The 12,901-nt window shown below is 72.5% G+C and carries 12 protein-coding genes; 5 read left to right on the top strand and 7 right to left on the bottom strand.

Annotated features, from left to right (window positions below; all coding sequences use genetic code 11):
* Positions 1-185 precede the first annotated feature (185 nt).
* Positions 186-2,342, top strand: coding sequence for a catalase (locus DFJ66_RS01615; RefSeq protein ID WP_121217246.1), 2,157 nt, complete (start codon positions 186-188; stop codon positions 2,340-2,342).
* A 147-nt stretch (positions 2,343-2,489) separates the two neighbouring features.
* On the top strand, positions 2,490-3,101 hold the full coding sequence (locus DFJ66_RS01610; protein ID WP_211350923.1) for a hypothetical protein: 612 nt from the start codon (positions 2,490-2,492) through the stop codon (positions 3,099-3,101).
* A gap of 47 nt (positions 3,102-3,148) precedes the next feature.
* Here the strand turns inward: DFJ66_RS01610 and DFJ66_RS01605 are convergent, their stop codons facing one another.
* From DFJ66_RS01605 to DFJ66_RS01590, 4 genes are all read right to left on the bottom strand, one after another.
* Complete coding sequence (locus DFJ66_RS01605; RefSeq protein ID WP_246029517.1) at positions 3,149-4,387, bottom strand: barstar family protein; 1,239 nt, start codon at positions 4,385-4,387, stop codon at positions 3,149-3,151.
* Positions 4,388-4,440: 53 nt separating this feature from the next.
* A complete protein-coding gene (locus DFJ66_RS01600; RefSeq protein ID WP_147459149.1) occupies positions 4,441-5,379 on the bottom strand; it encodes a hypothetical protein in 939 nt (312 codons plus the stop codon).
* A 148-nt stretch (positions 5,380-5,527) separates the two neighbouring features.
* Entirely contained in the window at positions 5,528-6,772 is a 1,245-nt protein-coding gene (locus tag DFJ66_RS01595) for an RNA polymerase sigma factor (protein WP_121230486.1), read from the bottom strand.
* Positions 6,769-7,188, bottom strand: a complete 420-nt coding sequence (locus tag DFJ66_RS01590; RefSeq protein WP_121217242.1) for a YciI family protein — start codon at positions 7,186-7,188, stop codon at positions 6,769-6,771. The genes DFJ66_RS01595 and DFJ66_RS01590 overlap by 4 nt, the downstream gene beginning before the upstream one ends.
* A 133-nt stretch (positions 7,189-7,321) precedes the next feature.
* Here DFJ66_RS01590 and DFJ66_RS01585 point away from each other — a divergent pair, with 133 nt between their 5' ends.
* On the top strand, positions 7,322-8,113 hold the full coding sequence (locus tag DFJ66_RS01585; protein WP_121217240.1) for an MBL fold metallo-hydrolase: 792 nt from the start codon (positions 7,322-7,324) through the stop codon (positions 8,111-8,113).
* A 4-nt stretch (positions 8,114-8,117) separates the two neighbouring features.
* Here DFJ66_RS01585 and DFJ66_RS01580 read toward each other — a convergent pair whose 3' ends face one another.
* Complete coding sequence (locus tag DFJ66_RS01580; RefSeq protein ID WP_121217238.1) at positions 8,118-8,264, bottom strand: DUF1059 domain-containing protein; 147 nt, start codon at positions 8,262-8,264, stop codon at positions 8,118-8,120.
* 98 nt (positions 8,265-8,362) lie between these two features.
* On the opposite strand from DFJ66_RS01580, the gene DFJ66_RS01575 reads away from it, so the two are divergent.
* Positions 8,363-9,901: a response regulator transcription factor gene (locus DFJ66_RS01575; protein WP_121217236.1), complete on the top strand. Its 1,539-nt coding sequence runs from the start codon at positions 8,363-8,365 to the stop codon at positions 9,899-9,901.
* 76 nt (positions 9,902-9,977) lie between these two features.
* Positions 9,978-11,063: a class I SAM-dependent methyltransferase gene (locus DFJ66_RS01570; RefSeq protein ID WP_246029516.1), complete on the top strand. Its 1,086-nt coding sequence runs from the start codon at positions 9,978-9,980 to the stop codon at positions 11,061-11,063.
* Here the strand turns inward: DFJ66_RS01570 and DFJ66_RS43885 are convergent.
* Together DFJ66_RS43885 and DFJ66_RS01560 are read right to left on the bottom strand one after the other, a co-directional pair.
* Positions 11,039-12,301: an alpha/beta fold hydrolase gene (locus DFJ66_RS43885; RefSeq protein WP_246029515.1), complete on the bottom strand. Its 1,263-nt coding sequence runs from the start codon at positions 12,299-12,301 to the stop codon at positions 11,039-11,041. The genes DFJ66_RS01570 and DFJ66_RS43885 overlap by 25 nt on opposite strands.
* 109 nt (positions 12,302-12,410) lie before the next feature.
* Entirely contained in the window at positions 12,411-12,866 is a 456-nt protein-coding gene (locus DFJ66_RS01560; protein ID WP_246029514.1) for a QsdR family transcriptional regulator, read from the bottom strand.
* Between the last annotated feature and the right edge of the window lie 35 nt (positions 12,867-12,901).

Here is a 12,901-nt window from a genome sequence, read left to right as displayed (position 1 = left end):
CCGTCTCACCCGAATGCGTGACGGCCTCCGGCACGCCGCGACCTGCGCGCACGAGCCGCTCGTGGAGTGCCCGGAGTGCAAAGAGGAGTTTTCCCGGTGACGCTGGGTGTCGCCCACGTCAACCTCCCGCGCCGTGTAGCGCGCCCGCCACGGGGTAGCCGCCGCCTGACGACCGAGGAGGGACAGTGGAACCGAAGATCCCGGGAGCGCCCGGCCCCCAGCCGCCGACCGTCGCGGAACCCACCGAGCCGCGCGACCCGCTCCCACCCAAGCCCGACCAGGACGCGCCGGAGACCGTCTCGCCGACCGGGGCCGTGACGGGTGCGCCCAAGACGGCCAACAGCCAGCAGGGTCCGTTCCTGACCACCGCGCAGGGCCTGCGCCTGTACGACACCGACCACTCGCTCAAGGCCGGCGCCCGCGGCCCGACGCTGTTGCAGGACCACCACCTGCGCGAGAAGATCACGCACTTCGACCACGAACGCATCCCCGAACGGGTGGTGCACGCGCGCGGTGCGGGCGCGCACGGCGTGTTCGTGGGCTACGGCACCGCCGAGAGCGTGTGCAAGGCGGGGTTCCTGCGCAAGGGCAAGACCACCCCGGTGTTCGTGCGGTTCTCCACCGTCGTGGGGTCGCGGGGTTCGGCGGACACCGTGCGCGACACCCGCGGGTTCGCCACGAAGTTCTACACCGACGAGGGCACGTTCGACCTGGTGGGCAACAACATCCCGGTGTTCTTCATCCAGGACGGCATCAAGTTCCCCGACATCATCCACGCCGCCAAGCCGCACCCGGACCGGGAGATCCCGCAGGCGCAGAGCGCGCACGACACGTTCTGGGACTTCGTGTCCCTGCACACCGAGGCCACCCACCACGTCCTGTGGCACATGTCCGACCGTGCCGTGCCGCGGTCGTACCGGACCATGGAGGGCTTCGGCGTCCACACGTTCCGGCTGGTCAACGACGCCGGCGAGACGTCGCTGGTGAAGTTCCACTGGAAGCCCGCGCAGGGCGTGCACTCGCTGCTGTGGGAAGAGGCGCAGCTGATCAACGGCATCGACCCGGACTTCCACCGGCGCGACCTGTACGACGCCATCGAGGCCGGCGCGTTCCCGCAGTGGGAGTTGGGCGTGCAGGTCTTCCCGGACACGCCGGAGCAGACCTTCGAGGGCATCGACCTGCTCGACCCGACCAAGATCGTGCCCGAGGAACTGGCACCCGTGCAGCCGATCGGGATGCTGACCCTCAACCGCAACCCGACGAACTTCTTCGCCGAGTCCGAGCAGGTCGCCTTCCACGTGGGCCACCTGGTGCCCGGCATCGACCTGACCGACGACCCGTTGCTGCACGCGCGGCTGTTCTCCTACCTGGACACGCAGCTGACCCGGCTGGGCGGGCCGAACTTCCACCAGTTGCCCATCAACCGCCCCCACGCGCCGGTCAACGACATGCTGCGCGACGGCTACCACCAGACCGCCGTCCACGGCGGTGCGGCCCCGTACCGGCCCAACTCGCTGGACGGCGGCTGCCCGTTCCACGCCGGCGTCGCCGACGGGGCGTACGTCGAGATGCCGCAACGGGTCGAGGAGTCGGTGAAGGTCCGGGAGGCGCCGGCGTCCTTCGCCGACCACTTCAGCCAGCCGAGGCTGTTCTTCCACAGCCTGAGCCCGGTGGAGCAGGAGCACGTGATCCGGGCGTTCACGTTCGAGCTGGGCAAGTGCTACGAGCAGGCGGTCAAGGAACGGCAGTTGCGGGTGCTGGCGCGGGTGGACGCCCGGCTGTGCTCCGAGGTGGCCACGGGGTTGGGCCTGCCCGTGCCGGAGTTCGACGGGGAGCTGCCCGAGGTGACGCCGAGCCCGGCGCTGTCCCAGATCGGGCGGCGGTGGCCGGTCGAGGGGCGGGTCGTGGGCATCGTCGCGGACCACTCGGTCGACGGTGTGGAGGCGGCTCGTGCGGCCCTGGAGGAGGCTGGAGTCGTTCCGCTGGTGATCGCCCCGCACGGCGGTCCCCTGACGGACGGGCTGGTGGCCCAACGCACCTTCCTCACGGCCCGCTCGGTCGAGTTCGACGCCCTGCTCCTGGCCGCCGCTCCCCCACCCGCACCCGACGCCCTCCCTGCCCGGGACACCAAGGCAGGCGCTCCTTCGTCCACTGTGGACCCACGGGTGGCGCTGCTGGTCGAGGAGGCCCATCGGCACGCCAAGGCGATCGGGGCGTGGGGTGAGGGCGCGTCGGTGGTGGGCGACGGGCCGGGCGTGGTCACCGGCGACGACCCGACCGCGGTGGTGCAGGACGTCCTGACCCTGCTGTCGGAACACCGCGTCTGGGACCGCCTGGCCTGACCGTGACCGGGGTGGCGCGGCCGGCGCAGTGGTGTCGGCCTCGGCCGCCCACCTCGGGTCCACCGCATCCCACGATCTGTCGCGCGGGTGGGCCGTGCGGTACACCTGGTGGGTCGGGGTGGCCCGTGCGGGGTGATCGGGGGCGGCATGTCCGAGGTTCGGGACCGGGGCGCGCTGGTGTTGTCGCTGGTGGCGGTGTCGTGGGTGGCGCTGGCCGCCGCGGGTGCGGCGGCGGGGTTGTTCGAGCGGGCGGTGGGGTCGCCGCCGATCCGGGTGGCGCTGACCGCCGGTGTGCCCGTGCTCGTCGTGGGGATCCTGTTGCTGTTGTCGCACCGGTTCCGGGAGTGGGCACGGTCGCTCGACCTGTCTTTGCTGGTCGCCATGCAGGGGTGGCGGGTGATCGGGTTCGTGTTCCTGGCCTACTACGCCGTGGGGCTGCTGCCGGCCGGTTTCGCGCTCCCGGCGGGCATCGGCGACCTGGTGGTCGGCTTCGCCGCGCCGTACGTGGCGAGGCGGCTCGACCGCGGTCGCGGGTGGTTCCTGGCGTGGACGGTGTTCGGCCTGCTCGACTTCGTCGTGGCGGTGACCCTCGGCGCGGTGCACGACGTGGGCGCCGCCGGCGTCCTTCCCGACGGCACGGTCCTGACCGCTCACATGGCGCACCTGCCGCTCGTGCTGATCCCGACCGCCGCGGTGCCGTTCCTGTCGATCGTGCACATGCTGTCGCTGGTCCGGGCGTACGGCACCGCGCGGCAGTGATCCCTCGTCGTTCAGCTTGCGGTGCAGGGCGCGTGGTGGTGGTCGGCTCAGCGCAGGTCGATCTCGACCCCGTGTTCGGCGAACATGCCCAGGAGGTAGTCCAACGTGACCGCCGGGGCCATCCGACGCTGGTCGTAGCCGGCGACGAGGTGCTGACGGGCGACGGCCGAGTCGTGCCACACCAGCCGGAACGGGGTACGCGCGCCGAACCCGCCGCGGAGGCAGTCGTCCAACGCGTCGAGGTTCCAGCCGAAGTACCCGCCGGGACCGTTGACCGCCTCGCCGAGCGCGCAGTAGAACCCTTCGACGTCGGTGACGAACCTGCCGTCGAGGTCGAAGGTGGTGCCAGCCGGTCGATCCGATGCGGCCGACCGCACGGCGAGCGCCACACCGGCCCACCGGTGCCGCAGCTCCCGGTCGTAACCGGCCCACAGGTTGCGCGTGGTCGGACGTCCGGCCCGCCACTGCTCCAGGACGTCGAGCATGCCCGCGGGCAGCGGCTCCCCCGGCTCGACGTCGACGGTCACGTCCACGAGCCCGGCCCCCAGTCGCGACGGCCGAGCGTCGCTGACCGTTCCGGCCACCACAGCACCGATGACCTGAACAGCGGCCCCGTCATCAGCGACCGTGTGGACCCAGCCGTGAACCCGACGACGACGCAAACCGGCGTTGGTCGACTGCCCCACCGCGTCGAGCGCGGTCTGCAACGAGGGCTCCGGTCGGCACCCGATCAGCCGAACCTGCGGCACCGGCGGCGCGGATTCCTCGCGGAAAACCCCTGTGACGTCCTGGCAGGTGCCACAGGGCACCTCGTTCCCGTCCAAGAGCACGAACCCGTCGACGCCGCGCGGACGCACCACCCCGTCCGTGCGGTCGTGGACGCGGACAAACCCGTCGAGGTCGATGTCGACAGTGCCTGGCACCGAGGCGCTCGGCCGCTGTGCCACCACGACAACATCGCCCAGTTCCTCTCCCCACCACGACGAAGACGTGCCGGGCGCGGTCAGGGAGATGTTCCCCAGCCAAGCCCGTTCGGTACCCAGTGCGTCGGCAGGGAGCCGGCCGAGCACGCCGACCGGGCTACAGCCGACCAGGGTGAACCGCTCCCGAGGTCGCGGCGGGAGGTCGACGAACAGCCCTTCGACGTCCACGAACAACGCCAACGGGACTTCGTCCTGTGAATCCTCGAACCCGACGCCTCCGCACAACAGCCAGCGCGGGCCAACCGGATCCCTCCGCGCCAACTGCCGCTCCTCCGGAAGGCCGTCGCCGGAGTTGATCGTCACCTACGCGACTGTACCGGCAGCAGATCTGCCGGTATTCCTCGTTGCCAGGCGGTTCACGACCTGTCTCCCACTGTGCGTGCGGGGGGCTCGGCTCGCATGCCTGTCTTCTGATCGCCGAGTTGTGCCCTCCCTGTCCTCGTTCCGCCTTGCTCCGCAGAACCGTCTTGGTGGGCGGCGTCGCCACCGCTTGTGGGGGCTTCCGAATCCGCGCCCTTCCGGCGCTTGCGCCACCAGCTGACACCCCAAGCGATGCCGCCGACCAACACGGGAACCGTCAAGCCCACTGGGGCCAAGTAGTCCTTGAAGAGCCGGCTCAACCAGTGTGTGCTGTTCACCTCGACGCTGACACGATGTTGAAAAGTTCGCACGTCGAGAGGCGCCCCGCCCTCGACAACCCGCACATACAGGACGAGGTCGAGCGTCAAGGTACCGCTCTTGAGCGGTCGCACGTCCCAGCTCCACTCGGCAGGCCGCCTGGAAACCAATACCCGTGAGCCGTCATCGCCTCCCACCCTCGTGATCTGGAAGTCCGGTCCGCTCAGCTCGGCTATGACGTCCGAACCGATCTCGACCGGGGAGACGGCGACACTGCCGGATCCAGGTAGTCCACTGGTGATGTCCAGGCCTTGCTCGCCCAAGCGGACAACCACACGCTGCACGTCGTCGACCCGCATGGGGTCGGGTGAGCGATAGGCCACCTGGCCTTGTCTGAGCAACCGGCGCTGGTGTTCCAGGAAGGCTTGGCGGTCGTCGGCCGGTTGTGACAGGTCCGCTGTCGTCGGCGTAACCGGTGTCGGGAGGGTGGCGGGATGTGTCGGCGTGGCTTCAGAGGGGACGATGATCGGGTAGGTCGGATGAGCGCCAACGTCCATCGACGTGGTCCTCGGACGCGCAACAGATTCCGACGGCTTTGCTCCAGTGCTGGGCGGCGGCGCGCCGGACAGCCGGTAATCGGACCGAGACAGCCCAACGACCAGCAAGGTGAGGAACACCAGAGCGACCGCTGCGATCGCTGCCTGCCTCGCGACAGACCTGCCACCGTCCGGTCCGCTGTCCATACCCTGAGGTCGCCCGCGGACGCTGCGACGTTATCGCGCTCTTGACCCCACCGCTCACGTCACACGAATGAGTTACGCCCGGTCACAGGTCGTCCAGCTTGCGCTGCAGCACCGTCCGTTCCCGCTCGTTCCCGCACAACTCCACGGCCCGCCCCAGCTCGACCCGCGCCTCCTCCACCCGCCCCAGCCGGGTCAGCAGCTCGCCCCGCACGGTGGGCAGCAGGTGCGACCCGGCCAGCGCCCCCGACCCCGCCAGCTCGTCCACGATCGGCAGCGCCGCAGCAGGCCCTTGTGCCATGGACACCGCCACCGCCCGGTTCAAGTCCACCACCGGCGAGGGGGCAAGCCGCCCCAAAGCCGAGTACAGCATCACCACCCGCCCCCAGTCGGTTTCCTCGACCGACGGCGCGACGGCGTGGCACTCGGCGATCGCCGCCTGCAGTCCGTAGTACCCCAACCCCCGCCCGACCTTCTCCGCCCGTGCCAACGCCGCACGTCCGCGCACGATGGCCGACCGGTCCCAGCGGCGGCGGTCCTGGTGTTCCAGCAGGACGGGTGAGCCGTCCGGGGCGGTTCGGGCCGGGAAGCGGGCGGCGGTCAGTTCCAGCAGGGCCAGCAAGCCGTGCACCTCGGGCTCTCCCGGCATCAGGCGAGCCAGCACCCGGGCCAGGCGCTGCGCCTCGCCGGCCAGGTCGAAGCGGATCAGGCGGTCGCCCGAGCTGGCCGACGAACCCTCTGTGAAGATCACGTACACCACGCTCAGCACCGAACCCAGCCGCGGGGACCGCTCCTCCGGCGGCGGCACCTCGAAGGGCACGCCGGCCGCTCCCAGCGCCTTCTTCGCGCGCGTGATCCGGGCCTGCACGGTCGCGGTCGGCACCAGGAACGCGCGGGCGATCTCGTCGCTGGTCAGGCCGCCGACCACGCGCAGGGTCAGCGCCACGCGGGCCTCGGGGGACAGCACCGGGTGGCAGGAGACGAACATCAGCGCGAGCACGTCGTCGTCGATCTGGTCCGGGTCGGTCTCCCCCGCGTCCACGACGCCCTCGCCCAGGTCTCGGGCGAGGGCGGCGTAGCGCTCGTCGGCGGCGGCGCGGCGGCGGAACGCGTCGATCGCGCGCCGCCGCCCCACCGTCAGCAGCCAGCCGCCCGGGTTGCGCGGCACGCCGTCGCGCGGCCACGTCACCAGGGCCTCGGCGAAGGCCTCCTGCGCGAGGTCCTCGGCCAGGGCGAAGTCGCCGGTGTAGCGGGCCAGCGCGCCGACGACCTTCGCCGACTCGATGCGCCACACGGCGGCGACCGCCGCCCGACCGGTCGGGTCGCTCAGAGCTGCCCCGTCGCCTCGCGCCACGCGCGCTCCTTCTGGATCCACGGGTTGTCCTGCGGGAACTCGTCGATCGTGGGCACCCGCCGGACCTCGGTCTTGAACCCGGGCCCCTGGATCGGCAGCCGCTTCGCCCACTCGACGGCCTCCTCCTTCGACGCGACGTTGAGGATGTAGAACCCGCCGAACAGCTCCTTGGTCTCGCCGTACGGACCGTCGGTGACCACGGGCGGCTCCGCGGAGTAGTCCACCACGACCCCGTTGGCGGCGTCGTCCAGGCCCTCCGCGGCGACCAGCACCCCGGCCCGGATCAGCTCGTCGTTGAACTTGCCCACGGTCTCCAGCATCTGGTCGAAGTCGATCTGGCCCATGCTCGCGAAGGCCTCGTCGGTCGCCCGCATGATCAGCATGTACTTCATGGTCGTCACTCCTGGTGCGTTCGGGGGTCCGCTGTGGACCCTCTCATCACCGGGTCGAACGGGCGAGGCCGCGGATCGACAGGACGGCGAAGATTTTTTACAAGATCTTCCGCCGCGTGCTTGGGTGGCACCCATGAGCAGGTGGATCGAAGTCGCGGACGGCGTGCTGGTGCGGCGTTACGAGGAGTTGGACCTGTCGGTCGGGCTGGTCGTGGGCGGCGAGTCGTGCCTCGTCGTGGACACCGGCGGCGACGCGGGGCAGGGTGGCGAGCTGGCCGCCGCCGTCCGGGAGGTGACGCCGCTGCCGTGGCGGGTGGTGCTGACCCACTCGCACTTCGACCACAGCTTCGGCACGGAGGCGTTCGGGCCGTGCGAGGTGTGGGCGCACGCGCGGTGCCACGCCGACCTGGCCGCCCACGGCGCGGAGCAGCGGGAGAAGTGGGCGCGCAGCTACCGCGAACGCGGTGACCACGAGGTCGGCGACCGCATCGCGGCCGTGCGGCTGGTCCTGCCCGACCACCTGGTGCAGGACCGCGCGGACCTCGACCTGGGCGGCCGGCGGGTGGTGCTGCGGCACTTCGGACCGGCGCACTCCGACCACGACCTGGTCGTGCACGTGCCGGACGCGGGCGCGGTCTACGCGGGCGACCTGGTCGAACACGGCGCCCCGCCCCAGTTCGGCGACGCGCACCCGCAGGGCTGGCCCGCCGCGCTGGACGGCATCCTGGCGCTGGACGCGCCGATCGTGCTGCCCGGCCACGGCGAGCCGGTGGACCGTGACTACGTCCGCGCGCAGCGGGCGGAGCTGGCGACGGTCGCGCGGCTGTGCCGGGAGGTCGCCGCCGGTGCGCTGAGCCCGGACCAGGCCGTGGCCCGCTCGCCGTACCCGGAGGAGTTCACGCGCGCGGCGCTGGGCAGGCCGTGACCGCTCAGTAGGCCATGAACAGGATCTGGTCCCGGGTGTACTCGTGGCCCGGGTGGTTCTCCCGCAGGTGCTGCTGGGTCTTCTCGACCAAGTCGTCCTCGTCCTCGCCGACGATCCGCTCGCCGCACGGGCAGGAGATGTTCTTCTTCATGGTGGAACCCCCTCGGTGATCTCCTCCCCCGACTCTACCCACCGCGGCGGGCGGAGTGGGGTGATACTGACCCACCACGGGGTGAACGGACCGCCGCCATGACCGACGCACTCGCCGCCGCCCGTGCCGCCGCCGAACGGGCCGACACGGCGTGGTGGCACGGCCGGGTCGAGGAGTCGCTGGCGGGCGACGCGGACGCGTTCGAGCTGTTCCGCGGCGCGGGCGCGGGCCGGGAGGCCGCCGGCACCGCCCTGGGCCTGTCCTACCTGCACTTCCTGCGCGGGGAGCAGGCGGCGGGCGGCACGTGGTTCGCCCGCGCCGAGCGCCTGCTGGCGGACGAGCCGGACTGCGTCGAGCACGGCTTCCTGCGCTACGTCCGGGACGTCGAGGCCGCTCTCGAGGCCGGCGACCTGGACACCGCCGTCACCCGGGCCCGCCGGCTGCGCCAGGACGCCCGCGGGTACGGCGACCCGAACCTGGTGACGGTGGCGACCGCCGCCGAGGGGCGCGCGCTGGTCCGCCTGGGCCGGGTCGCCGAGGGGTTCGCCCTGCTGGACGACGCGATGGCCGCCGCGCTGGGCGGCGACCTCGCCCCGGGGTGGACCGGGCACGTGTACTGCGGCCTGGTCGACGCCTGCCACGAGGTGGTGGACCTGCGCCGGATGCGCGCGTGGACGGAGGTCCTGCGGCGGTGGTGCGAGTCCCGCACGGCCGTGCTGTTCACCGGCATCTGCCGCGTCCACCAGGCCCAACTCCTGCACACGAGCGGCGAGTGGGCCGCCGCGGAGGCGCTGGCGGCGCGGGTCGCCGACGAGGTGCGGGACCTCGCGGTCGGCGTGGCCGCCGAAGCCCGGTACGTGGTCGGCGAGTCCCGGCGGCTGCGCGGCGACCCGGACGGCGCCGAGCGCGCCTACCTCGCCACCCACGAGCTGGGTCGCGACCCCCAGCCGGGCGTCGCGCTGCTGCGCCTGGCCCAGCACCGGCCGGACGTGGCGCTCGCCTCGATCACCGCCGCGCTCACCGCGGCCGACGGCCCGCCGCTGACCCGCGTGGACCTGCTGCGCGCCGCCGTGGAGATCGGCGTGGCGGCGGGAGCGCCGGACGTGGCCCGCAAGTCCGCCGACGAACTCGCCGAGACCGCCCGCACCTACGGCACGGACGGCCTGCGCGCCGCCGCCGACCACGCGCGGGGCGCGGTCCTGCTCGCCGACGACCACCCCGAGGAAGCCCTGCCGGTGCTGCGCCGGGCGTGCGCGCGGTGGCGGGAGCTGGACGTCCCGCACGACTGCGCCCGCGTCCGGCTGCTGCTGGCCGCCACCTACGACCGGCTCGGCGACACCGACGCCGCCGACCGCGAACGCGCCGCCGCGCACGCCGCCGACCCCGAGTGGGCACCCCCCGGCTCCCGGCCGAACCCGGGCGGGCTGACCGCGCGCGAGGTGGACGTGCTGGCCCTGGTCGCGCAAGGCCGCACCAACCGGGAGGTGGCCGCCGCGCTCGTGCTGAGCGAGAAGACCGTGGCCCGGCACCTGGCCAACATCTACCTCAAGCTCGGCCTGCCGACCCGCACGGCCGCCGCCGCGTACGCGTTCGACCACGGCCTGGTGGGTGGATCGACCCATCCACGCCGGCGGTGACCTGCACACTTCGACCGAAGCACCGCCGCGCCCCGCGCTCCTAGCCTCGGCACACCCCCGAGGTGAGGAGAACGCCATGACCACCACCGCGCCCACGACCACCCCCGCCGCGATCGACGAGCACCGCGTCGAGGAGTTCGCCGGCACCCTGTTCGACACGATCGGCCGCTCGCTGCTCACGCTCCTGCTCGACCTGGGCCACCGCACCGGCCTGTTCACCGCCGCCGCGCGCGGCCCCGCCACCAGTGCCGAGCTGGCCGACCGGGCGGGCCTGTCCGAGCGGTACGTCCGCGAGTGGCTGGCCGCCCTGGTCACCGGCGGCGTGTTCGAGCACGAGGACGGCGTCTACACCCTGCCCGCCGAGCACGCGCTGTGCCTGACCGGCGGCGGCTCGGCGAACATGGCCCCGTTCAGCCAGGTCACGGCCCTGCTCGCGGCGAACCTCGACCAGGTCGAGGCCGCGTTCCGCGACGGCGGCGGCGTGCCCTACGAGCGGTTCCGGCCGCGGTTCACCGCCGTGATGGACTCGCTGAGCCGCGGCTACTTCGACGAGCAGCTGCTGTCCGGCGTGGTGCCCCTGACCGGTCTCGCGGGCCGGCTGGCCGAGGGCATCCGGGTGGCCGACGTCGGCTGCGGCACCGGGCACGCGGTGAACCTGCTGGCGCGGGCGTTCCCCGCGTCGGAGTTCACCGGCTACGACATCGCCGCCGACGCCATCGACCTGGCCCGCGCCGAGGCAGCGGCCCTGGGCGTGACCAACGCCCGGTTCGAGGTGCGGGACGTGGTGTCGCTGCCCGCGGACCCGCCGCTGGACGCGGTGTTCGCCTTCGACGCCGTCCACGACCAGGCCGACCCCGCCGGGGTGCTGCGGGCCGTGCACCGCGCCCTGCGGCCCGGCGGGACGTTCGTGGTGTTCGACGTGAAGGGGTCGAGCGACCTGACCGAGGACGTGGCCAACCCCGTCGCGCCGATGCTGTACTCGTTCAGCGTGCTGCACTGCATGACCGTCTCCCTGGCCGCCGGCGGTGCCGGGCTGGGCACGATGTGGGGCGAACGGGTCGCGCGGCGGATGCTGTCCGAGGCCGGGTTCGACGTGGTGACCCTCCACGACGCGCCCGACGACCCCGTGGACTGCATCTACGTGTGCCGCAAGTCCAGGTAGTCCTTGAACTGCACGGTCACCGCGTGGGCGTCCGACGGCCAGTTCCGCACCACGACCGTGCGGGAGCCGTCGGTGCCCCGCGCGTGCTCGGTCACGCGGATCGAGGCGGCCGGCGTGGTGGGCAGGTAGGTGTCGGTGGCGGTGAGGAAGGGCAGGCCGGTGAACGCCGGCAGCGCGACACCCGGTGCCGACACGCCGTCGCAGCCGTCGTCGAACGCGAACGCCGCCAGGACCTGCCGGAGCTTCGGGGCGGCGCTCGGTGCCAGGACGTCGACGCCGTCGTACTCCAGGCGGTCCTCCCCCGACCACCACTCGCGGTTGCGCACCACCGTGACCGCCGTGTGCGTGGGACACCGGTCGACCTGGTCGCCGATGCCGCCCGGCTTGGACACCTGGAGGCGCAGGAAGCGGTCGGAGCGTTCGAACGGTTCGAAGTAGAAGTGGTGGGTCAGCTCGCCGTCGCGGACGAACTCCACCTCGTAGTGCGTGCCGCTGTCGACCAGCAGGGGGCCGAACGAGCCGTCCGCGGTCGTCATGGTGCGCGGCACACCGACGCGCGCGCCTTCCCGGACCTCCCACAGGCGCAGCACGCCGGGCACGCCCTCGTTCTGCGGGAAGAACGTCACCCGTCCGGCGATCCGCACGAGTGGTTCGGGCAGGACGAGGGTGGTGCGGGCGTCCCGTCCGCGCAGGAACCGGTACATGTGCGCGAATCCCGCCGCCGAGGTGGTGGTTTCGGTGTGTCCCAAGGAGGTCAGGTAGACGTTGGTCGCGCCGCCGATGGACCCGTTGGGCTGCGCGCTGCCCCACAACGCCAACGTCGGCACCCCGCCGGGGAGCGTCGCGCTGGACCGGCCGTCCACGTTGACGTACCGGCGCACGCCGGTCGCGCCCGTCGCCAGGTAAGCGTGCACCACCGTCGTGCCTCGGGAGTGCGCGATGACGTCCACTGTGGACGAACGGGTGCGGGCGCGGACGTCGGCCAGGAACGCGTCCAGCTCGGCGATCGCCCGGTCATTGGTGGGCACGCTGGTGTCGTACTCGAACGCGTGCACCAGGTGATCCGGGTATCCGTTGCCGGAGAACCGCTTCGCGTTGGACTGCCACTGCTGGGCGGAACCCTGGTGGCCGTGCACGAACACGATCGGGGTCAGGACGTCCGCCTGTGCCGGGACCGCCGTGAGCGTCAGCAGCAGGCCTATGACCAGGAGGAGCGGGCGGGCGTGGCGCAGTGGCATTCCGACTCCCACGACTTCGGGGGGCGACCGGGGCGCGGTCGACCGTAGCCGGGAACCGTTGCGGCGCACCAGGATCGACGGTGATCGTGAGACGGCCGTCGCACGTTCGTCAAGCCAGCAGCGACCGGGCCGCGCGCTCGGCCAGGCCGAGGTCGAGGGGCGTGCCACCGAGCAGTTCGGCGTACAGCACCGATTCCACGACCCGCACGTAGAGGAAGGCCGCTTGGTCCAGCTCGCCGGGCGGCCACGGCTTCACCTCGCGGAGGATGTCGCGCTGAGCGGCGACGGCCCGGCGGTGGACGTCGTGCAGGAGGACGCGGGCGGCGGTGTCGGGTTCGCGGGCCAGGAACCGGCGGAAGGGCGCGGCGGAGTGCAGCTGCCCGACGAACTCGCGGGTGACCTGGAGGACGCCGTCCACGCCGCCGACCGTCCGCCGCTGCCGGGCCCGGTCGAGGACGCGGTCACCGAGCAGCCACAACGCGTCGGCCAGCAGCGCGTCGCGGCTGTGGGCGACCCGGTAGAGGGTCGCCCGGCTGACGGCAAGGCTCGCGGCAACCCCTTCCATGTCGACCACACCATGCCGGACGAAGAACCGACACG

This window comes from Saccharothrix variisporea, assembly GCF_003634995.1.
GTDB lineage: Bacteria > Actinomycetota > Actinomycetes > Mycobacteriales > Pseudonocardiaceae > Actinosynnema > Actinosynnema variisporeum.
This window is presented reverse-complemented; position numbering and strand designations above follow the sequence as displayed.